Annotated in this window: 17 protein-coding genes; 8 read left to right on the top strand and 9 right to left on the bottom strand. The window is 70.7% G+C overall.

Annotated features, from left to right (window positions below; genetic code table 11):
• Positions 1-75: 75 nt before the first annotated feature.
• From ACWEQG_RS28945 to ACWEQG_RS28930, 4 genes are all read right to left on the bottom strand, one after another.
• On the bottom strand, positions 76-1017 hold the full coding sequence (locus tag ACWEQG_RS28945) for a pseudouridine-5'-phosphate glycosidase (protein WP_452289492.1): 942 nt from the start codon (positions 1015-1017) through the stop codon (positions 76-78).
• Between the two features lie 10 nt (positions 1018-1027).
• Positions 1028-5116, bottom strand: a complete 4089-nt coding sequence (locus ACWEQG_RS28940) for an amino acid adenylation domain-containing protein (protein ID WP_452289490.1) — start codon at positions 5114-5116, stop codon at positions 1028-1030.
• 144 nt (positions 5117-5260) lie between these two features.
• Entirely contained in the window at positions 5261-5944 is a 684-nt protein-coding gene (upp, locus tag ACWEQG_RS28935) for a uracil phosphoribosyltransferase (protein WP_363461690.1), read from the bottom strand.
• A complete protein-coding gene (locus ACWEQG_RS28930) occupies positions 5941-6633 on the bottom strand; it encodes a phosphoribosylanthranilate isomerase (RefSeq protein WP_363461692.1) in 693 nt (230 codons plus the stop codon). Before ACWEQG_RS28930 ends, upp begins: the two co-directional genes overlap by 4 nt.
• Positions 6634-7283: 650 nt before the next feature.
• On the opposite strand from ACWEQG_RS28930, the gene ACWEQG_RS28925 reads away from it, so the two are divergent.
• Entirely contained in the window at positions 7284-8474 is a 1191-nt protein-coding gene (locus tag ACWEQG_RS28925; protein WP_452289488.1) for an MFS transporter, read from the top strand.
• Here the strand turns inward: ACWEQG_RS28925 and ACWEQG_RS28920 are convergent.
• Positions 8471-8962 carry a MarR family winged helix-turn-helix transcriptional regulator gene (locus tag ACWEQG_RS28920; RefSeq protein WP_452289487.1) on the bottom strand — a complete coding sequence of 164 codons (492 nt, stop codon included), beginning with the start codon at positions 8960-8962 and terminating at the stop codon, positions 8471-8473. The genes ACWEQG_RS28925 and ACWEQG_RS28920 overlap by 4 nt on opposite strands.
• Before the next feature lie 51 nt (positions 8963-9013).
• Between ACWEQG_RS28920 and ACWEQG_RS28915 the strand changes: the two genes are divergently transcribed.
• Positions 9014-9658 (top strand): NAD(P)-dependent oxidoreductase, encoded by a 645-nt coding sequence (locus ACWEQG_RS28915; RefSeq protein WP_452289485.1) that lies wholly within the window; start codon positions 9014-9016, stop codon positions 9656-9658.
• Positions 9659-9732: 74 nt separating this feature from the next.
• Here ACWEQG_RS28915 and ACWEQG_RS28910 read toward each other — a convergent pair whose 3' ends face one another.
• Positions 9733-10809, bottom strand: a complete 1077-nt coding sequence (locus ACWEQG_RS28910) for a hypothetical protein (protein ID WP_452289483.1) — start codon at positions 10807-10809, stop codon at positions 9733-9735.
• 136 nt (positions 10810-10945) lie between these two features.
• Between ACWEQG_RS28910 and ACWEQG_RS28905 the strand changes: the two genes are divergently transcribed.
• Both ACWEQG_RS28905 and ACWEQG_RS28900 read left to right on the top strand, forming a co-directional pair.
• Entirely contained in the window at positions 10946-11788 is an 843-nt protein-coding gene (locus ACWEQG_RS28905) for a hypothetical protein (protein WP_452289481.1), read from the top strand.
• 38 nt (positions 11789-11826) lie between these two features.
• Positions 11827-12453, top strand: coding sequence for a class I SAM-dependent methyltransferase (locus ACWEQG_RS28900; RefSeq protein WP_452289479.1), 627 nt, complete (start codon positions 11827-11829; stop codon positions 12451-12453).
• 154 nt (positions 12454-12607) lie between these two features.
• On the opposite strand, the gene ACWEQG_RS28895 is transcribed toward ACWEQG_RS28900, so the two are convergent.
• Together ACWEQG_RS28895 and ACWEQG_RS28890 are read right to left on the bottom strand one after the other, a co-directional pair.
• Positions 12608-13528: an LLM class flavin-dependent oxidoreductase gene (locus tag ACWEQG_RS28895; protein ID WP_452289477.1), complete on the bottom strand. Its 921-nt coding sequence runs from the start codon at positions 13526-13528 to the stop codon at positions 12608-12610.
• Between the two features lie 185 nt (positions 13529-13713).
• The gene (locus ACWEQG_RS28890) at positions 13714-14385 is read right to left on the bottom strand and encodes a hypothetical protein (protein ID WP_452289476.1); all 672 of its coding nucleotides are present in this window, start codon (positions 14383-14385) and stop codon (positions 13714-13716) included.
• Positions 14386-14551: 166 nt separating this feature from the next.
• On the opposite strand from ACWEQG_RS28890, the gene ACWEQG_RS28885 reads away from it, so the two are divergent.
• From ACWEQG_RS28885 to ACWEQG_RS28875, 3 genes are all read left to right on the top strand, one after another.
• Entirely contained in the window at positions 14552-15784 is a 1233-nt protein-coding gene (locus ACWEQG_RS28885) for a HupE/UreJ family protein (protein WP_452289474.1), read from the top strand.
• A gap of 111 nt (positions 15785-15895) precedes the next feature.
• Entirely contained in the window at positions 15896-17419 is a 1524-nt protein-coding gene (locus ACWEQG_RS28880; RefSeq protein WP_452289472.1) for a fibronectin type III domain-containing protein, read from the top strand.
• 118 nt (positions 17420-17537) lie between these two features.
• Positions 17538-18572 (top strand): hypothetical protein, encoded by a 1035-nt coding sequence (locus tag ACWEQG_RS28875; RefSeq protein ID WP_452289470.1) that lies wholly within the window; start codon positions 17538-17540, stop codon positions 18570-18572.
• Here the strand turns inward: ACWEQG_RS28875 and ACWEQG_RS28870 are convergent.
• Positions 18548-20668 (bottom strand): prolyl oligopeptidase family serine peptidase, encoded by a 2121-nt coding sequence (locus ACWEQG_RS28870; protein WP_452289468.1) that lies wholly within the window; start codon positions 20666-20668, stop codon positions 18548-18550. The two genes, ACWEQG_RS28875 and ACWEQG_RS28870, sit on opposite strands and share 25 nt — an antisense overlap.
• 476 nt (positions 20669-21144) lie before the next feature.
• Here ACWEQG_RS28870 and ACWEQG_RS28865 point away from each other — a divergent pair, with 476 nt between their 5' ends.
• On the top strand, positions 21145-22059 hold the full coding sequence (locus ACWEQG_RS28865) for an RNA polymerase sigma-70 factor (protein WP_452289467.1): 915 nt from the start codon (positions 21145-21147) through the stop codon (positions 22057-22059).
• The last annotated feature ends 25 nt before the right edge of the window (positions 22060-22084 follow it).

Here is a 22084-nt window from a genome sequence, read left to right as displayed (position 1 = left end):
GATTTCCGGTTCGTGCGGCCCCGGCACAGCGGACCGCCCCGGAGCCTTCGGGGCTCCGGGGCGGTCTGCGGCGGATCAGTCGGTCTCCCGCAGGTACCGCGCGTGGGCCGCGGCCAGCCGGCCGCCGACCTCGGCCGTGCTGACGAGCACGGACATGTTCGCCCTGGACGACCTGCCCTCGGTGGCCGCGTCCACGGCGCGCATGAGGTACTTCGTGATCGCGTTGCCGCGGACGCCGTCCCGGTCGGCCGCGGCCATCGCGCCGGCGATGGCGGCGTCCACCTCGGACGCGTCGATCGCGTCCTCCTCCCGCACCGGCGTGGTGATCAGGAAAGAGCTGCGGTTGCCCAGCGCCCAGTGGTTCTCCACCGCCCGCGCGATCACCTGCTCGTCGTCCAGCCGCTGCGGGCTGCGGAAGCCGCTGGACACGCAGTAGAACGCGGGGAAGTCGTCCGACCGGTACGACACCACCGGCACGCAGTGGGTCTCCAGGAACTCCAGCGTCAGGCCCAGGTCGAGGATGCTCTTGGCCCCGGCGCAGACGACCGCCACCTTCGACCGGGTGAACTGGATCAGGTCGGAGGAGACGTCCATCGTCTTCTCCGCGCCCCGGTGCACGCCGCCGATGCCGGCCGACGAGAAGAACGGGATGCCGGCCAACTCGGCCGCCACCACCGAGCTGGCCACCGTCAGCGCGCCGAGCCCGCCCTGGGCGAGGATCACCGGCAGGTCCCGGCTGCTGACCTTGGGGATGCCGGGGGTCGAGGCGAACCGCTCGACGTCCTCGTCCGTCATGCCGACCCTGAACCGGCCGCCCTCGACGCAGATCGTGGCCGGGACCGCACCCCCGGCGCGCACCGCGTCCTCGACCTTCCGCGCGGTGGCGGCGTTGTCCGGATAGGGCAGGCCGTGCGTGATGACGTTCGACTCCAGCGCCACCACCGGCCGGCCCTCGGCGAGGGCGTCCGCGACCTCCTCGCTGTAGACCAGCGGGATGCGTCCGTGCTCCCTGGTCATCGCCGGCCCCTCAGTTCGCCGCGGCCGGGCCGTAGTTCGGCAGCTTGTTCAGTTTGTGCTTCTGGTTGAGGATCTCCGGGATGTAGACCTTCTCGTCCCACTGCTCCTGCGCGACCGGCTCCAGGATGATCGACACCGAGCCCTCCTCGCAGCCGAAGGCGCTCGTCATCGCCTTGGTCACGGCCGCGACCAGGTCGGAGTGCTGCTGCTCGGTGAGGGGGACGGGAAAGTGCTTGATGCTGACGTGCGGCATGATGATCTCCTTACGGTGGGTCCCGAGACGATCCCCGATGGCTCCGGCCAGCTCGTCGATGTCCGGCTCCTTGAGCAGGCCGTAGTGATCGGCTTCCAGGTCGACGACGACCGGGGGCGTCGCCGAGTAGCCGCTGCTGTTCTCCAGGAACGAGTAGTCGTCGCCCCTGGCCTTGAAGATGGTGATCGGCGCGTCGATCCGGCGCCGGGCCAGCTCGCGGAAGGTGTAGCTGAACTCGAAGGTCTCAGCCACCACGCGCATGATCCGGCGCACCAGGTCGATGTCCAGGTCGGGGAAGCTGCGGTGGACGAAGGCCGCGAAGCTCTCCTCGTCCACGGCCTCGGCCAGGCACCGCTCCAGCAGCGGCCCGGTGATCGTGCCCGCGAAGACCGAGAAGAGGATCGTCACGTACGCCTCGTTGCCGAAGCCGGCCTCGCGCTCGTGCCCGGGCGCGGCGGCGGAGCGGACCTTCGGCGAGCCCGGCGCGATCAGGAACAGGTGCTCCACCCGCTCGCCGGCCTGCTCCAGCTGGTAGGCGGCTTCGAACGCGACGCGCGCGCCGAAGGAGTAGCCCCACAACGTGTACGGCCCGGACGGCTGCACCCGCCGGATCGCCTTGACGTCCTCGGCCGCCATCTCACTGATGGTCGCGTACGGAATCTCCTCGGGGTTGATCCCGTACGCCTGGACGCCGTAGAAGGGCCGGGCGGCGCCCATCCTGGCGGCCAGCGTGCGCAGGTTCATCGTGTAGCCGCCGAGGCCGGGCCAGCAGTAGACGGGCCGGCCCGCGCCCTCCCGCTGCAGCGGCACCAGCCGGGAGCACGCCTCGGAGCCGCGTCCGTCGAGCCTGCGGGCGAGCTTCTCGATCGTGGGGCACTCGAACAGCACCTGGAGGGGCAGCGAGCCGCAGAACTCCCGGTTGATCTTGTTGATCAGCCCGACGGCGATGAGCGAGTTCCCGCCGGAGGCGAAGAAGTCGTCCTCCACCGAGACGGTCTCCCGCTTCATCGCCTTCTTCCACAGGTCGGCGATCCGGCGTTCCGTCATGGTCCGCGGTGCGACGTACGGCCGGTCGTCGTTGTCCACGTTCGTCGCCTCGGACCCGGCCAGCGCCTTGATGTCGATCTTGCCGTTCGCCGTGAACGGGAGCCGGTCCAGCACGACGACCTTGTTCGGGATCATGTAGTCCGGCAGGAAGTTGATCAGGTCGTCCCTGATCATCTCCGCCGGCCCCTTCATGTGGACCAGGTCCTCCTTCATCCCCTCGCTCAACCGCTGCTCGTCGCTCACGCGGCCGCCGATGAAGAAGTAGGACGGCCCGGTGGGCCGGCCGACCGAGCGCAGGATGCCGTCGATCCGGCGCGCCGAGGGCAGGGCGTCGCCGGACTTCGAGCTGTATCCGGACGACATGAACCCGATGTTGACGTCGTTCATCGACAGGTGCTGCAGCGTGCGGCCCAGGTCGATGTAGCGCAGCCAGTCCTCGTCGTTCCTGCTGACCACCGAGACGCCGATCGAGGCCCGGTCGTAGACCTGCTGGTTGATCGCGATGACCTGCTTCTTGAGGATGAGCTCGTCGGAGATCAGGCGCAGCCGCCCGTTCTCGTAGGCGTACTGGCCCGCCCGCAGGTCGGGGACCCTGCCGGGATGCGCCTGGACGTAGAGGTCGACGTCGTCCGGGCGCGGCCCCGCGTACGGGACCAGCTCGAACGTGCCGAGGTAGTGGTCCTCGTCGGCGCAGTCCAGGTGGTCCTTCGTGGCCGGCGCGTACTCCAGGGCCCTGATGTCCAGGCCGTGCCCGGGCAGCACCTCCTCGAACAGGCCGACCATGTGGCCGGTCTCGATCTCCAGGACCTCGCGGATGTTGTTCTTGTAGACCGGTTCTATCGCCCGCTTCTTGCCGACGAAGTGCACCTTCACCCGCGGCTGCGGCCCTTCCTCGGCCGGCCCGATCAGCACGAGCCGGTGGAGCACCGGGTGGTGGTAGTAGTAGCCCGGCCGCAGGCCGTCCAACCCGGTGATCTCGAGGTACAGCTGGGTCGCGTACAACGCCCCGGGCGAGGCGTAGGCGTACTTCGGCAGCAGGCGCTCCTCGCTGATGTGCTGCCCGAAGTGCCGCAGGATCTCGCCGAGCTCCGCCAGGCCGAGGGTGTCCAGGCCGCGGGAGTCCGCGCCCTCGGCCCGCCTGGCCAGCAGCTTCAGGATGTCGCCCCGGCCGACCTCCCCGCCCTCGTAGAACCGGTAGGTCTTGCGGGCGAAGGCCAGTGCGCGTTGCCGCGCGGTCGCCTGCCTGCCCGGCAGGTCGACGACCGGCCTGCCGTCGAGCTCCGCGGCGTCCCGGACCCCGGGGTTGGACAGCTGCGCCCTGACCTGGAGCCTGCTCGCCTTGGACTGGTGGTGGGCTCCGTGGTTGCCCTGGTCCATCAGCGCCGCTTCCTTGGGATTCAGCTCGACGCAGGCGATCAGGTTCTGGAATCCGGTGCGCGGGTCGTCCTTGACGATGACCGCGGCGTGCTTGACCCAGTCGTGGGTCTCGATCGCCAGCTTGATCTCGTCCAGCTCGACCCGGAACCCGCGCAGCTTGATCTGGTTGTCCGCGCGGCCGACGAACTGGACGGTGCCGTCGGTGTTCCAGTACGCGAGGTCGCCGGTCCTGAACAACCTGCCCTCGCCGAACGGGTTGTCCACGAACCGCTCCGCGGTCAGCTCGGGCCGGTGCAGGTAGCCGCGGGCGACTTGGACGCCGCCGATGAACAACTCGCCGATCTCGCCGACGGCCACCGGCGACCCGCCCAGGTCGAGGATGTGGTAGTCGGTGCGGTCGACCGGCGCGCCGATCGAGATCGCGTGCGGGCCCTCGCCGACGCTCGCCCGGTCCACCGTGTACGCCGAGGAGTTGATCGTGCATTCGGTGGGGCCGTACAGGTTGACCAGCTCGCACCCCGGCAGGGTGTCGAAGAAGCTCGTCGCCAGCGTCTTGGACAGGACCTCTCCGCCGGTGAAGACCTGCGTCAGCGACGTGCAGCCGTGCAGCTCCTCGGTGTCCACGAGCGCGGTCAGCAGCGTCGGGACGCACTGCAGCGTGGTGACGTCGTGCGTCCTGATGACCTCGATCAGCCGCTCGGCGTCCCGGTAGACCCCCGGCGGGCCCACGACGACCACCGAGCCGCAGACCGGCGCGAGGATCTCCCACTGCGCCGCGTCGAAGCTCATCGGCGTCTTCTGCAGGACGGTCTTGTCGTGGCCGATCCCGTAGCCGGCCCGCAGCCACCGCATCTGGCTGACGATGCTGCGGTGCTCGATCATCACCCCTTTCGGCTTGCCGGTGCTGCCGGAGGTGTAGATGACGTACGCGAGGTTGCCCGGCCGGAGGCCCGGGTGACGGTCGCCCCCGGGCGAGCCCGCGGGCCGCGCCGCGTCCTTCAGGGTGACGATCCTCGTCCCGGCGGGCGCCAGCTCGGTCAGCCTGGCCACGAGCTCGTCCTGCGTGACGACGACCCGCACGCCGGCGTCCTCGATCATGTAGCGGAGGCGCTCTTCCGGATATTCGGGGGACAGCGGGAGGTAGGCGCCGCCGGCCCGCAGGATGCCCCACACCCCGACCATCAGGTCGATCGACGGTTCGACGAACAGCCCCACACATTCGTCGAGGTCCACGCCGAGCTCCCGCAGGTGCCCGCCGAGGGCCGCGCCGCCCTCCGCGAGCTCGCGGAAGCTCAGCCGCCGGTCCCCGCAGACGACCGCCGTGTCGTCCGGGCGCGTCCGGGCCTGTGCGTCGAGCAGATCGGGAAGACAGACGTCCTCGGGTGATTCCCGCCTCGCCTCAGTGACTGGAGTGGTGGTCATTTCCTCCCCCTGCGATGAGCGGACAAGAGTTGGTGGGAAGCCGCGGCCCTCGGCGCCGTGGCGGCCACGGCCGCGCCCGGCGCGGCCGTGGGCCGGATGACCGGCGGCGAGACGCCGGCCGCGCCGATCACGCGGCGCCGGCGTTCATCGTGTGATGTCGGTGCCGAAGTACCGGTCGCCGAAGTCGCCGATGCCGGGGATCATGTAGGCGTTCTCGTTCAGCCGTTCCTCGATGGCCGAGGTCACGATCCGCAGGTTCGGGTGACGCGCGTGGACCGCGTCGATGCCCTCCGGCGCCGACAGCAGGGTGACGAAGACGATGTCGTCCACGGCGACCCCGTGGCCGAGCAGCACCTCGACGGCGGCCAGCGCGGTCCCGCCGGTGGCCAGCATCGGGTCCAGCAGCAGCACGCTCCGCCGGTCGATGTCCGCGGGCAGCGCGGAGTAGTACAACCGCGGCAGCTTCGTCACCTTGTCGCGCTGGATCAGGATCTTGCCGATCCGCACTCCCGGCGACATCGCCCGCAGCTCGTGCTCCATGCTCTCCCCGGCGCGCAGGACGGACACCCCGCAGATCCCGGTGGCCGGCCGCAGGCCGTGGTAGGTGCGCCCCACCGGGGTCTGCACGTCGAACGGCTCGTACGGCAGGAGGTCCAGGGCCGTCTCGATGAGCTGGCGGATGATCCGGCCCGACGTGGTGACGAAGCGCTCCGGGTCGGCGTGCCGGTCCCGGATGATCGTGTGCAGCGCCCGGAGCTGCCTGGTCTGCGGCAGCAGGTGCACGGTGTCGAGCGCCGGCCCGGTCGTGGTCGCTGTCGTGATCGTCATGCCTTCTCACCCGCCTGCAGCTCGGCGAAGGCCCTGCGGGCCTCGTCGACGAACTTGCGCACCTTCAGCCGGTCCTTCCGGCGGGTGACCGGGTCCTCCAGTCCGGTGTGCGCGTCGACGGCGGCCGGGCGGACCTCCGCGATCGCGGCGGCGACGTTGTCCGGGTTCAGCCCGCCGGCGAGCATCAGCGGCTTGGGCGAGATCCGGACCAGTTCCGCGCTGATCGACCAGTCGTGCAGCAGACCGGTGGCGCCCTTGGCACCGGTGGCCGGGTTGAAGGTGTCGGTGATGAACATGTCGACCCACTCGGCCGCCTCGTCCACGATCGTGGCCAGCTCGTCGAGGTTGTCCTGCTTGACCACGAGGCTCTTGAGCACGTACAGGTCGGGGGCGATGCGCCGCAGCTTCCGCAGTTCCTCGCCCGTCACGTCGCCGTGCAGCTGGATCGCGGTGACGCCGAGCTCCGCGCAGAAGGTCTTGATCTCCTCGGCGTCGGTCAGGTAGGTGATCACGACACCCCTGTGCTCCGGCTGGATCTCCTTGACGATCGCCGCGGCGTCCTCCTCGGACAGGTCCTCGTTCTTCGCCGGCAGCCGCAGGGCGAAGCCGAGCCAGTCCGCGCCCTCCTCGCGGATGAGGTCCGCCTCGGCCTGGTCGATGACACCGGCCACCTGAATAAGTCCCTGCATGTTGACCCGCCTTTCGAACCGGCCTTAGCGGCCTCGGTCGGAAACGAATTGCAATCGGCCACGAACGATGGCATTGAGCTGCCCGCGACAGTTCGGCCTTTCGCGCCGGATCAGCTGCGGCGCGAATACTCTGGCCTGGCGAGGCGTATTCAGAATTGGCCGCGGCGCACTTTTCTCACAACCCCTAGCAGCCCCATAAGCATGTCAGGACAATCCTGGACACCTGCGGACTTTTCGGGTGCCCCAGAGCCGGGCGGGGAAATACGGCGGCCAACCCCACTCGACCCCTACCGGAAAACGGCTCGCCCCGCATCGTGGACGACTTTCGTTGACCCGGCGGAAAACGCGGAACTAGCCTCCGTTTCGGAGTGCCCAGAGCACGCGCGAGAAACGGCGGTGGTGACAATGCGCCACGGACAATCGCTCTCCCCGGATCATCCGCCGGCGCGGCTCCCCGCCCTCCGGCGCGCGATCGCCGGATCGCGCGCCCGCCCGTACCGCCACATGCCGCCGGGTGCCGTCACCGGCCCCTCTGGTCAATCGCTTAGCACTAAGCTAAAGTCACTTAGTGCTAAGCGAAGTTGCCCAGCCGACGCACGAACGTCCGCTCTCCCCTGCCCGGACCGGGCCACGCGCACAGGAGGAACCAGATGACCGTCATCGAGTCCGTCTCCGCCGAAGCCGGCAGACCGGATCGCGTGCCCATCAAGAACTGGCTCGCGGTGATCGCCGTCGCGCTGGGGACCTTCCTGGTGGTGACCGTCGAGAACCTGCCCATGGGCCTGCTCACGGCCATCGGCGGCGGCCTGAACGTCACCGACGGCGAAGTCGGTCTCATGGTGACCGTGTCCGGTCTGGTCGCCGCCGTCACCGCCCCGCTGCTGCCCGTGGCGATCCGGGGGCTGGACCGGCGGGTGGTCCTGCTCGGCCTGATCCTGCTGGCGCTGGTGGCCAACGTCGTGTCCGCGCTGACCCCCACGTACGCCGTGCTCATGGTGGCGCGGCTGTTCGTGGGCGTCAGCATCGGCGGGTTCTGGGCGCTCGCCGCGGGCCTCGGCGTCCGCCTGGTCCCCGAGGCGCACGTCGCCAGGGCCACCTCGCTGATCTTCTTCGGCGCCATGGCCGCCAACGTCCTCGGCGTCCCCGCCGGCACGCTCGTCGGCGAGCTCACCGGCTGGCGCGTCGCCTTCGGCGTGGTCGCCGCGATCGCGCTCCTGCTGGTGATCGCGCTGGCCGTGCTGCTGCCGCGGATGCCGGCGACCGAGCCCGTCCGGCTGCGCACGCTGGGCGAGCAGTTGCGCACGCCCGCCGTCCGGATCGGCGTCATCGCCACGTTCCTGCTGGTGTCCGGGCACTACGGCGCCTTCACGTTCGTGAGCCCGATCCTGCAGGACGTCTCCGGTGTGGACGCGACGTTCGTCGGCCCGCTGCTGCTGGCGTACGGCGTGGCCGGGATGGCCGGCAACCTCATCGCCGGCTCGTGGGCGGGCCGCAACGTGCGCGGCACGATCGTCGTGGTCAGCGTCGCGCTCGCGGTCGTCCTGGCGGCGTTCCCGTTCCTCGGCGGCAACGCGGTCACCGGGTCGATCCTGTTGATCGCGTGGGGTTTCGCGTTCGGCGGCCTGCCCGTGAGCGTGCAGACCTGGATCATCAAGGCGGCGCCGCAGGGCGTCGAGGCCGCCACCGGGCTCAACACCTGCATGTTCAACCTGGCGATCGCCCTGGGAGCGCTGTTCGCCAGCCTCATCGTGGGCGCGGTCGCCGTGACCGGCGTGCTGTGGGTCGCCGCGGGGCTCGTGGTCCTGACGTCGCTCGTGGTGTCCGGCGCCAAGCGGGTCTAGGACGCCCGCTCGTCGCCCAGCGAGACCAGCAGTTGCCTGAGAGTCTCGGCCAGGTTCTCCCGCTGGGCGGGGGTGAGCCCGGCGAGCAGGCGCCGTTCGGTGTCCACGTGGTCGGGCAGGGCGCGGTCGATGAGCTCGCGGCCCGCCTCGGTCAGATCGACGTGGACACCGCGGCCGTCGACGTCGCTCGGCGTCCGGGTCACCAGGCCCCGCGCCTCCAGCCGGTCGAGGCGCTGGGTGACCGCCCCGGAAGTGATCATGGCTGAGCGCATCAGCTCGGCCGGGGCCTGCCGGCCGCCACGGCGGAGGGTGGCCAGGACGTCGAACGACGAGGGGTCCAGGTCGTGCTCGGCGAACGTGCGGCGCAGCTCGTTGTTGACGAGCTGGGTCAGCCGCGACAGCCGGCCGAAGACCGCCATCGGAGACACGTCCAGGTCGGGGCGGGCATGGGCCCACTGCTGCAGAACGTGGTCCACATGATCGGGCACACCGCAAGGTTACCGCCACGGCAACCACCCGGATCGAGAGGGAGTAACAGCATGCGCATCACGGTGTTCGGCGCGACGGGGAACGTGGGCAGGCGTGTGGTCGCCGAGGCCGTGTCCCGCGGACACGAGGTGACTGCCGTGGCCAGGACCGCGGTGCGGCTCGCCGGGCTGCCCGGCGGGGTCGACGGTGGGGTGCGCGTGCGTACCGGGGACGCGACCGACATGGACGACGTCGTCGCGTCGATCGCCGGGCAGGACCTGGCGATCACGGCGACCTGCCCGGCCCCCGGCGCCGAGGGCGAGCTGGTCGCGGTCGCCACCACGCTGCTCGCGGCATGCGCCAAGACCGGCGTGCGCCTGCTGCTCGTCGGCGGCGCGGGCAGCCTGACCGTCGAGGGCGGCGGCCCGCTGATGGACCGGCCGGGCTACCCGTCCTTCCTGCTGCCCATCGCGTCGGCGTGCGTCGCCCAGCTGGCGGCCTGCCGGGCCGACACCACCGCGGACTGGGCCTACCTGAGCCCGGCCGACGTGCTCGTCCCCGGCGCCCGGACCGGCCGGTATCGCGTGGGCGCCGACGAACTCGTCGTCGACGCCGACGGCGAGTCCCGCATCTCGATGGAGGACCTCGCGGTGGCGCTGCTGGACGAGGCCGAACGGCCGCGCCACCACCGGACCCGCTTCACCGTGGCGTACTGATCCGCCTCCCACCGGCGGCGCAGTGTCGCGGAGGCGCCGGATGAGAGCTCAGGTGGCCGGCGACCGGCGCTCCCTCAGGCTCGCCCGTCGTCCCCGCGGCGGCGGAGCGCCCGCTCGGCGATCCCGCTGGAGAGCCTGCCCGTCACCGATCTGGCCCGGTCGAGGGTCTCGTTACCGAGCTGCCTGGCGACATCGACGCCCTCCGCTCCCGTCTCGAGCACCTTGTCCCGCACCTCCGCCCCCGTCTCGAGCACCTTGTCCCGCACCTCCGCGGCCGCGTCCACCCATCGTCTCGCTTCCAACGACCGCCGGTCGCGCTCGATCCCGAGCCGCCCGTGGAAGTCGACGACGGCGATCGCGACCTGGTCGCTCGACTGCACCACGGCCCGGGACGCGGTCGGATGCAGCAACACCTTCGCGTTGGCCGTGCCGGCGGCCGCTTCCATGCGGGCCATCAGACGCCCGGTGCTCCGTGAGATGAGATCCAGCCGGTTCCGCCGTGCGGCCCGAAGCCCGAGGCGATGCCGGTCCAGCTCCTCCGGAGAGGTGTCCAGCACCCGGTCGAGTTCGAGCACGGCGATCGCGTCCTGCAGTTGGAAGCAGCGAGCCAGGACGGCGAGCCACTCCTGAACCTTCGGCTCGGCCTCCTTGGACGTCTTGGCGAGATCGCCGATTCTGGTGCTGTGCTCCGTCTTCTCCGCGAGCGCGTCGAGCTGACGCAACGCGTACGCCTGGGTCCGTGCGATCGTCACCGACGTGGCCTGCACCTTCGACCACGTGACCTCGGAGACCCGGCCCACCTGCTCCCGGATGGTCATGGCCTCCTCGATCACGAGGTCCACTCCGATCATGTCCGCCAGCACGGCGTCCTTCTGGGCGCGGAGCACGTCGTCGACCTTCTCGTCGATGGCGGCGAGATAGTCGGTGATCTCGTCCATGGTCTGTCGCATCGCGAGCTGAGCCATGATCCCCGCGGCTCCGGCCAGAACCGCCGGGTTGCTCAGAACCGATCGGGGCCCTTTCGCGAATTCGACGAATCCCTTGATCTGGCCGCTGTTCCCCTCCAGCACACCGGTACTGAGACCCGACTTCGAGCTTGTCCTCAGCCCGTACTTGTCGACAAGCTGCGCGGACTCCTTGGTCAGCTTCACCCAGCGGCTCTCCGCACATTTCACCCGGCGCACCGGGTGTGCCGCACGCCGGGAATCGAAGCCCTGCCGATATCGAGATCGATTCGTGATTCGAAGCCGACAGGATTTCGAGCGTGCTTTCAGCCCAGGGGGAGAAATGAAACGTCTCACGGTCGCCGGCGTCGTGTTCGGTATGCTCACGGCGCTGTTCTCCGGCGCCGCGCACGCCGATTCGCCCACTCAGCCGGTCAAGGCGCTCGGGCAGCAGTTCGCGCCCGGACGTGGAGTGCTGGTCTCGGAAACGGCCCGGGTGACTTCCAGCAGTTCCAGGCAGACCTACGTCAGCCACACCACCGGCTCGATGGGATTCGGGAAATCCGGAGTATCCGGCTACGACCTCACCTCCAGGCTGGAAATCACCCCCGCGCTCCAAGCCAGCACTCCTCGCGAGCACCTGGACGACCTGCGCGACCCGCTCCGCGTGGTCAACGTGGGGCCCGACACCTATGTCCAGGGTTTCGGCTGGGGTCCGATGCCCGCGGGGAAGACCTGGACCAGATTCGGCAGGAATACCGCGACCTGGGGAGATTACGGCCAGCGCGGGGACCAGGTCGTCGACGTGCTGAGCCCCGCGAGGCTCAAATTCGTGATCTCGAAGGCGGTGGTCCACCGCCCGGGCGAATATCGCGGCACCCTCAGGACGCAGGATCTGTACGCGGAGCAGGGTCCCAGTAATCCGGACAAGCACAAGGTCTCGTTCAGGCTGTTCGTCGGTGAGAACGGATTGCCGGTTCGCCTGGTCACGCGGTGGGAGGAAAAGGATTACGAGTTCACCCGCGACGACGAATGGGTCAGCACCGTTTACACCAACGTCGTGGACACGCGGTATCACCACTGGGGTGCGAAGGTGAGGATCACGGCCCCTCCGGCATCCCGCGTCGTCGTCTTCGACGGCCTTCTCGAGAACGTGTTGAATCGCAACGTCGTCACCATTCGGTGAAACCATCCGCGAGGTCGCCCGTTGGGTAGGGTCGATTCATGCGGGCCACCACGGATGACGACGTACGCCGTGTGTTCGACCGGCTGGCGGATCGATACGACGGCCAGATGCTGACCTGGGAGCGCCGTCTTCTCCCGGGCAGCCGCGAATGGGCCGTCGGGCAGGCGCGCGGTCACGTCGTGGAGATCGCGGTCGGCACCGGGCTCAACCTCCCGCTGTACGACGCCGGCACCACGGTCGTCGGGATCGAGCTGTCCGAGCGCATGCTGGAGCTCGCGCGACGGCGGGCGGCGCGGGCCGGCCTCGGTGAGCGGGTGGAGCTGCGGCAGGGCGACGTGCAGCGCCTCGACCTGGCCGACGGCGTCGCGGACACCGTGGTGTCCACGTTCACGATGTGCACGATCCCGGATCCGGCGGCCGCGGCGCGCGAGGCCCACCGGGTGCTCCGGCCCGGCGGGCGGTTCGTGCTGGCCGAGCACGGGCCGTCGAGCAACCCGGTGATCCGGGCCGGGATGCGGCTGGCCGAACCGCTGTTCGTGCGGTCCGCGGCCGACTACCTCACCCGCGATCCCCGGCCGTTCCTGGAACAGGCCGGTTTCGAGCTCGAGTCGGTGACGCGGACGACACGTGGGATCGGCTTCCGGGTGCTGGCCGTCCGGCCGTGACCCGCACGTCTCCGTGACCCGCACGTCTCCGTGACCCGCACGTCTCCGTGACCCGCACGTCTCCGTGACCCGCACGTCTCCAGGCCCCGTGCGGCTCCGGGCCCCGTCCGCGTACGGTCCACCGACCGGCGGACGCGGGGCCCGGATCGCGCGCTCAGCGGGTGAGGTTGTCCCGCACGCGGGGCACGACGTCCTCGGCGAAGCGCTTGACCTGGTCGGCCGACTGCTCCTCGGGCCAGAAGACGAAGGCGCCGAAGGGCTGCTCCGTGCCGAGGCGGGTCAGCTCGGCCACCCACGTGTCGGCGTCGGCGCGCAGCGGGTCGGCGCCGGTGCGCAGGAGCGGCGTCGTGCCCGGCCGCCCGCCCGCCGTGACCACTCCCGGGATCTGGGCGATGCGCAGGATCGAGCGGGGGTCGCGTCCGTGCTCCACCGCCTCCCGGTCGACGATCTCGTTGCACGACGGCCAGCGCTCGTACGGCAGGTAGGAGGGGATCGGCGCCGCCCAGCCGTCGGCGATCCGCGCGGTCTGGGCGAGGCTGCGCGGCCCCTGGGCCCCGAGCCAGATCCGTACGGGGGACGGCCCGGGGTCGGCGCCCTGGATGCCGGAGACGTCGTAGTACTTGCCGTGGAAGGTCACGCTCCGGCCCGGGCGCCACAGGCCCCGCATGATCGTGACCGCCTCCTCCAGCGCGTGCAGCGCCTCGGCCGGAGAGCGCCGCGGCACGCCCATCGCCGCGATGGCGTCCCAGTAGCCGCCGGCGCCGAGGCCGAGCTCGAACCGGCCGCCCGAGAGCAGGTTGAGCGCGGCGGCGGTGCGGGCCATCACGGCCGGCGGGCGCAGCGGCAGGTTCGCGACGTCCGGGAAGATCCGGATCCGCTCGGTGTGCGCGAGCAGGTCACCGATCACCGCGAAGGCGTCCAGCAGCTGCGCCGCGTACGGGTGGTCCTGCACACCGGCGAGGTCGAGGCCGTGGCGCTCGGCGGTGACCGTGAGCTCCCGGACGAGTGCCACGTCGGGCGTGGGCGTCACGGAGACGCCGAACATCGGCTGAGGCGGCTGAGTCGTCTGCGACAAGGTCTACTCCCGATCGAAACGGCCCGGCGCGCGTGGTCTGCGCGGGGCGGGGGCTGGTCCGTGGTGCGGGTGACGCTGGTGCTCGGCGATGTCGAACGCGGCCGGGGGCGGTCGGCCGCCACCGGTCATGATCGGATGCTAATCGCTGGGCCGCCGCCCGTCCCGCCGCCGGCCCCCGAGCGGCCCTAATCGAGCAAGATGACGATGCCGGTCATGCCGGTGAGGACGGCCGCGACGCCCGCCCGTACGGCACGTCCGGCCCGCTCGGGCGTGAAGCTGGCCGGGTCGTACGTCGAGGACATGCCGAGGCCCTCGCCGCGGAACGACGCACCGGCCCAGTCGGCGGCGGTGACGTTCGCGGTGGGCTCGGCCAGCTCCGCGCCGACCACGAGGAACTGCCGGTCGAGGTGGTTGGGGGTGACCAGGGCCAGGGGGTCGACGAGGTCGTCGCCGGCGCTCACGATGAGATCGGGCTTCATCTCCATCGCCCTGCTGATGCTCGCGACGAACTGGTCCGGCCGCGTGGCCGTGACGGTTCTGAGGCTGACGCGCGTCTCCTCGGCCCACGCCGTCACCGCGTTCACCAGCGTCCTGGTCTGGCGGTCCTCCCCCGCGGTGAGCAGCACCACGCGGTAGCCCTCCGGCGGGCGGACCCCGTTCCAGGAGCCGGGCCCGGGTGTGATCGTCGCCTCCGGCGCGGGTGACGTGGCCGGGAAGAACCCGGGGCCGGGGGTGCCGACGGCGGTGGGCTTCGCGTGCGGCCGGGACCAGTCGTCGCCGGAGCCGCATCCGGCGGCCAGCAGGGCGGTCGCGACTGCCGCGGCCAGGGTGCAGGCAGGCAGAAGCCGAGAGCGCATGGGGATCGTCCTTCGAAGGGCGGCGGGGGACTGCGCCTATTTCCTACCTCATGTCCGATGCGAAGACCGCGTCCGCCGAACGTGATTCGCCGTCGGTTCGTGCCCGAGATACCGCTCGTTCACCTCAATCGACCAGATTTCGTACGCCAAAGCCAAAAGGAGTCATATGTCCCCCGCCGCTCGGCGTCGTGTCTGTGCTGTCATCGCCGCCGCAGCCGTGGCCGTCCTGTTCAGCGCCCTCTCCGCCGCGCTGGGCGCCCTGCCCGCTCTCGCCCACGGGTTCACCTCGACGGTTTACGTCAACCTCGTCTCGCCCGCGACCGGGCACGTCCGCGCCGAACTCCAGCTGGAGTACGACCTGCTCGTCGTCTCCGCCGCCGACTACGAGAAGGACGACCCGCTCTTCCGGGCGGGCACCGCGGCGTTCGAGGCCGGTGACGCCGCGCGGCAGGCCGCCGCGCTCGACGCCCACGCCGGGACGGTCGCCGCGTACGTGACCGAGCGCTTCGGCGTCACCGCGGGCGGCACGGCGTGCGCCCCGGTCAAGGACGGCGGTTTCACGATCGGGCGGCGCGAAGGCGTCCCGTACGCGCGCCTGGTCCTCGACTACCGGTGCCCGGAGTCCGCGGAGGCGCACGAGGTGCGCAGCGGGCTGTTCGCCGGCTCCGAGGGGTACGTGCGCGACAGCAAGACGATCGTCACCTACGACCTCGACCTGAGATCCGGAAGCACGGCCCTCGACGCCCAGCATCCGTCGTTCTCCACCCAGCAGTCCCGGTTCGAGCGGTTCTGGGAGTTCTTCCGGCTCGGGGCCGAGCACCTGCTCGGCGGGCTCGACCACATCCTGTTCCTGCTGGCGCTCATCGCCGGGTCACGCCGCCTGCGCGAGATCGTGCTGGCGGCGACGACCTTCACGCTGGCCCACTCGGTGACCTTCGTCCTCGCCGCCCTCGGCCTCGTGGAGGTGCCCGCGACGTTCGTCGAGCCCGTCATCGCCCTGTCGATCGCGATCGTCGCCGGCTGGCACCTGTGGCGGATCCGGCGCCGCCGTTCACACGCCACGGATCTCGAGACGGCCGGTCACGGCCGCCTCGGACTGGACCGCGCGGGCCGGACGCGGCTCGCGGTGGTCTTCTGCTTCGGCCTCGTGCACGGCCTCGGCTTCGCCTCGGCACTGGGCATCGACCAGGCCTGGTCGTGGACGCTCCTGTGGTCGCTGCTCGTCTTCAACGTGGGCATCGAGGCCGTCCAGCTGTCGATCATCGTCGCCGTCTTCCCGCTGCTCGCCCTGCTGCGTCACCGGCGGCCGATCGCGGGGCTGTGGACGACCGGAGCGATCGCGGCGGGTGTGGCCGCGATGGGCCTGGTGTGGTTCGTGCAGCGAGTGCCCGGAACCTGAGATCACAACTTCCGGCAAGCGCAACGGTCCGCCTGCCCCACGTTCATCTCCGCGACATCAACTGCCGAAATCGTGCAAATCGCTCTAATTCCCCCACATGGATGGAAAAGCATGAAGCTCGACAAGGGGACACATAATCCCGGGCTCGTCCTGCGCCGGGTGGCCCTCGGCGCCACCGCGGCGGCTCTCACCGCCGGCGCCGTGTTCGGCGGCGGCCTGGCGACCGCGGCCCACGCCGACAGCGTGACGCTCACCGGTGTCGTCCTCGGCGTGGGCGCCGACGAGACGCAGCGCGTCGTGTCGTGGTACTCCTCGGCCGGCACCGCGCAGGTGGTCCAGGTCGCGCCGGCGTCCAAGGTCGTCGACGGCCGGTTCCCCGCGAACGCCGTCACGTTTCCGGCCACGGTCGCCGCGAACGTCGTCAACGGCGGTTACAACGCCCACGCCACGATCGACAGCCTGAAGCAGAACACCGCGTACGCCTACCGGGTCGGCGCCGAGGGCAGCTGGTCCCCGACGTACTCCTTCACGACCCAGGACTTCAACGGCAACAACCTCGACTTCCTGTTCTTCGGCGACCCGCAGATCGGCTCGTCCGGCAACGTGGCGAAGGACGGCGCCGGGTGGGAGGACACTCTGAACGTCGCCCTCGCCGCCAACCCGAAGGCCGAGCTGCTGGTCTCCGGCGGCGACCAGGTCGAGACCGCCAACACCGAGACACAGTGGGACGCGTTCCTCGCGCCCGACAAGCTGCGGCAGCACCCGTGGGCCGCCACCATCGGCAACCACGACGTCGGCGGCAAGGCGTACGAGCAGCACTTCTGGACGCCGAACACCGACCGTTCCGCGCCGTACTACAACGGCGCCTCGACCACCCGGTCGGGCGGCAATTACTGGTTCATGTACAAGAACGTGCTGTTCATCGACATCAACAGCAACGCCTACTCCAACGGCTCCGACGCCGCGCACGTCGGCTACATCACCGACGTCGTCAAGGCCCACGGCGCCAAGGCCAAGCACACGGTGCTCATCTACCACCACGCGATCTACTCGCCGGCCGCTCACGCGAACGACAGCGACAACAAGGTGCGCCGTCAGGACTTCCCGACGGCCTTCTCGAAGCTCGGCGTCGACCTGGTCCTGCAGGGTCACGACCACAGCTACTCCCGCAGCTACGTGCTCAAGAACGGTCAGAAGGCGAACCAGGACGAGCAGCCGGGCGCCACCGAGGTGTCCAAGGGCCCGGGCGGCGTCATCTACGTGACGGCGAACTCCGCGTCGGGTTCGAAGTACTACGACCTGACCGCTCCGGTCGTGGGCTCGGACTTCGGCCCCGACCCGCTGAACCCCAAGAGCCACTGGGCCAACTCGGTCGAGAACCAGGAGCACGTCCGCACGTACGTGCGGGTCCAGGTGCGCGGCAACAAGCTCGTGGTCGAGAACATCCGCAGCGGCACCTGCGCCGCCCCCAACGCCGCGGTGGAGCTTGGCAAGGTGAAGTGGTGCGGCCCGGACAACGGCGCCACCGCCGCTCCCGAAGTCGGCTCCCTCGTCGACAAGGTCGTGATCCACACGAACGAGGGCAAGGCCGGCGAGGACACACCGGCCGCCGCCGAGTCGGACTGGCTCCAGTAGACGACCGAGGGTGATGGGGGCCTCTCGCCCCGATCGGCTGTGGGGTGGGCGTCGCCATGACGCCCGCCCCACGGCACGTCGCCCGTCCCCGCCCAAGAGACCACCGAGGACCAATCAGATGCACCCGCTAAGACCGCCCGCGACAACCGCGGCCGGCTTCCTCGCCCGGGCCGTCGCCGTGGTGCTGCTCGCCACGCTCGGCCTCCTCGACGTGGGGGCGGCCCCCGCGGCGGCGGCGGACGGCGAGACCCCCTGGACGGTCACCACCGCCTCCGGCGACTTCGGATCCGGCCGGCGGAACTACAGCTACACCCTGAACCCGGGCGGGCGGCTCCGGGACGGCATCGTGATCGCCAACCACGGCACCACCCCTCTCCACCTGGCCGTGTACGCCGCGGACGGGTTCACCACCGAGCAGGGCCGGCTCGACCTGCGCGGCAGGGACGCGAAGCCGGCCGGGGTGGGTGCGTGGGTCCGCACGGACCGCCCCGACGTGACGGTCCCGCCCGGCGAGTCGGCCGAGGTGCCGTTCACGGTCGCTCTTCCGCGGGACGCCGAGCCCGGCGAGTACATGGGCGGCGTCGTCACCTCACCGGCCGCGGCCGGCGCGGCGGACGGGCGCCGCCTCGGCATCCGGATCCGTCTGCGCGTGGGCGGAGAGCTGAAGCCGAGCCTGTCGGTCGAGAACCTGCACGTCGGCTATTCGGGCACGCCCAATCCGCTGGGGAAGGGCGACGCCACCGTCACGTACACGATCCGCAACACCGGCAACGCCGTCCTCGCCGCCCGGCAGACGGTGTCCCTCTCCGGGCCCTTCGGGCGCTGGGGCGGCCGAGCGACGCACGTCGACGATTCGCCCCAGTTGCTCCCGGGCGACACCTGGAAGGTCTCCGTACCGGTCCACGAGGTGACTCCCGCGCTGAGACTGACGGGGACGGTCACCCTCGTCCCGCTGCTCACCGACGCGGCCGGCTCGGTCGCCCCGCTCGCCGCCGTCGAGAGCACCACGCACACGTGGACCCCGCCGTGGGCGCTGCTGCTCGTCCTTCTCGTCGTCTGCGGGCTCGTCGTCGCGGCTGTCGCCGCCCGGCGCCGCCGTAAGGCCGGCAGCCGCCCGGAGCGGGTTCCTCACCGTTCCGCGGCCGTCTCGTGAAGACGTACGGCCGCCCATGCCGGTGACAGGCCGGTGTGCTCACCGGCGAAGGCCAGGATGTCCGCGGTCAGGGCGCGCTCCTTGCTCGCGGGCGAGGCGGCGTGGGCGGTGTCGGGTTCCCTGCGCATGAGAATCGGCCGGCCACCGCTGGTGGCATGCTGGAGGGCCGCGCACATCTTGGTGACATGGGCCTCTCCGGTCTGCAGATCGGTCACCGCGCCGGTGAGCAGGAACGCGGGATAGCGGACGCCGGGCGTGACGTGGTGGTAGGGCGAGTACCCGAGCAGCCACTGGAGCTGTTCGGGCCGGGAGGCGCTGCCGAACTCGTCGGTCCAGGTGCATCCCAGGCCGAACCGCTCGTAGCGCACCATGTCGCACAGCGGGCCTTCGGCGACGACCGCGGCGTACAGGTCCGGCCGCCGCATGGCGGCGGCGGTGACCAGGAGACCCCCGGCTGACTGGCCGTATATCGCCAGCTGGCCGGCGGTGGTCGCGCCGGTCTCGATGAGCCAGGCCGCGGCGTCGACGAAGTCGCCGACCGCGCGGTGTTTGTGCGGCCCGCGACCGGCGTCGTGCCAGCGCTGGCCTTCCTCGCCGCCGCCGCGCACGCAGGCGACCGCGTACGTCCCGCCGGCGCCGACCCATGCGGCCGCCAGAGGGAAGAACCACGGGCGCATCGGCATGCCGAAGCTGCCGTAGCCGTACAGGAGGGTGGGACGGGGGCCCCGGTCCTCCTCGTCCGCGGTGAACAGGAAGAGCGTTATCGCGGTGCCGTCACCGGCCCGGTAGCGGACCCGGCGGCTGTGGATCGCCGACGTCTGCCCGGCCGTCGCCGCACCGGCTTCCCGTTCCGTCCTCCCCCGGACGGCGTCGTACCGGTAGATGGTCGGGGGCGTGCCTGCGTCGCAGTAGCTGAACCACGCGCGGTGCCCGTGCGGGACGCTCGTCCGCAGGGACGACACGATGCCCGCGCCGGGAAGGGGCAGATCGGCGAGCGGCCGGCCGTCGGCCAGGTCGTGCAGTGTCAGCGTGGAGGTGCCGTGACGGGCGCGCGCCACCAGCAGGAGCGGCCGCGCGAGCGCCGGGCCGTCCAGGACCACGCACTCGTCCAGGGGAGCCTCGGGATCTTCGGGCACCAGCGTGCGCCAGGCGGCCGGGCCGGCATCATGCCGGTCCGCCAGGCAGACGCGGCCGCACGGAGCCTGGTAGTCGGTGACAAGCAGCAGGCGGCCGTCCGCGAGGAAGCGCGGGAGGACCCGCGCGTGTACGGCGTCTCCGTCCACGACCCTGACGAAGCGCGGAGCTTCCGGATCGGCGAGTTCGGCCACGTACACGTCGTTGCGCGGGGCGGGCCCGGCCGCCGCGGTGACGGCCAGACGACGGCCGTCGGGGCTGACCGTGAGCCCGTAGTAGTGGTCGGGCGCGTCCTCGCCGCCGAACACCACCGTGTCGGCCTGCCAGGGTGTGCCGATCCGGTGCAACCGCACGCGCCGGTGCAGCCGCAGGTCGCCGGAGGCCAGCTCCTCGTCGGGAACACGGCTGACGTAGTAGAACGCGTCCCCTCCCGGCAGCCAGGCGACCGAGGTGTTGCGGGCGCGCGGCAAGGGGCCGTCCACGATCTCACCGGTGCGCACGTCCAGCACGATGAGGTCGCTGCCGGGCTGCTCGGCGACCTCCATCTGCACGGCCACCCGTTCGCCCTCACGGGACGGCCACCAGGCGTACAGCCCGGTGTGGCCGGACGGATCGGCCTCCATCGGGTCGACCAGCACCCGCCTGCCTCCGGCGTCGACGACGAGCAGGCGCCGCTGTTCGTCCCCGCGCCGCTGCTCGGCGAGGAACATGACCGGACCCCGCACCATCGGGGGCTCCGACACGCCGAAGGAGGACACCTCGTCCACCAGGGACGCCCAGGATTCCTTGTCACGCCATTGCTCGCGGTGGGCGCGGAAGAGACGATCCTGGGCCGCGACCCACTCCCGCACGCGCGCGTCATCGCCGTCTTCCAGCCAGCGATAGGGATCGGGCACGGGATTTCCGAACAGATTCTCCACCACGTCGTCGCGCCGGGCGGCAGGGTAGAACAATCGCGCCATGGACGTCCCCCGATACGTCGTGTGATATGTCGAGGCACTGCGGCCCATACGCGCCGCAGTACCTCGATTCACTCAGCTACGACTCGCCGCGGAGAATGTCCGCCTGCCAGCCGCGTACGCCCCCGATACGGGCGGCGGGAGTGGAATCGCGATACGGCAGGTATCCAGTCATGTCAGCCTCCTGGATCCGTCGATTTCGCCCGAATTGGGCGATTACGACGCCGACCATCCCCGCGCCCGGGATCGATAAACACCGGCCTCACCTCCGGCCCCACGACTCACGGGAAGCGACAAGCGGTCAATCACCCTCCCGTCAAATCCACCGAAAAAACGAAGGCGTACGAGAATGCCCGTGGAGATCGATCCATACGACGGCGATTCCGAGAAGGATCGGCCCCGATCGCCGATCCCCCGCCGAAGCCTCCGGACGGGCAGGTGGAAAGCTGTAGAGGTCCGTCCGCCGGAGGAACGGGGCCATGACCATGGTGGATGTCGGTGCGGGGAGCCATCGCAGCGGGACCGAAGACCTCGACCAGGCGGCGGCCGCCTTCGAGAGCGTGCGGCCACGCCTGTTCGGAATCGCGTACCGGATCCTCGGCAGTTCCACCGAGGCGGAAGACCTGTTGCAGGACGTCTGGCTGCGCTGGCAGGCGTACGACCGCGGCATCGTGGCCGACCCGGCGGCGTTCCTGGCGACGGTGACCACGCGCCTCGCCATCAACACCCTGCAGTCCGCTCGGGTGCGCCGCGAGACGTACGTCGGACCGTGGCTGCCCGAACCCGTCGACACCGGTGACGACCCTCACCTCGGCGCCGAGCGGGGCGAAGCCCTCGGCTTCGCGGTCCTGCTCCTGCTGGAGAAACTCTCGCCCACCGAACGCGCGGCCTACGTGCTGCGAGAAGCGTTCGACTATCCCTACCGGCAGATCGCCGAGATCATCGAGACGAGTGAGGTCGCGGTGCGGCAACTCGTCAGCAGGGCGCGCAAACACATCGTCTCCGAGCGCCGGGCGCCGGTGACCCGGGCCGAGCAGCGCAGGCTGCTCACCGCCTTCGTGACCGCCGCCCGCTCCGGCGACCTGGCCGCGCTGGAGGACCTCCTCGCGACGGATGCCATCAGTTACTCCGACGGCGGTGGCGCCGTCCGGGCCTCGCGCATCCCCGTGATCGGCGCGTTCCGGGTCGCGAAGTACGTCAGAGCGTTCGCGGACCGGTTCTGGGCCGGGGTCGAGGTGGAATGGGCCGACGTGAACGGGCAGTCCGCCGCTCTGCTGCGCCGCGACGGCGAGTTGTTCACGGTCCTCACCGTCAACGCCTCCGACGAGGGCATCGACCAGGTGCTGTGGCTGATGAACCCCGCCAAGATCGCCGCACTGTCGGCCGCGAGCTGACCCGTCCCCTCGCGCCGCGTCCGCG

It is taken from the genome of Microbispora sp. NPDC004025, from assembly GCF_053604425.1.
The sequence above is the reverse complement of the archived record's forward strand: the minus strand, read 5'-3'. Positions and strand labels throughout refer to the sequence as shown.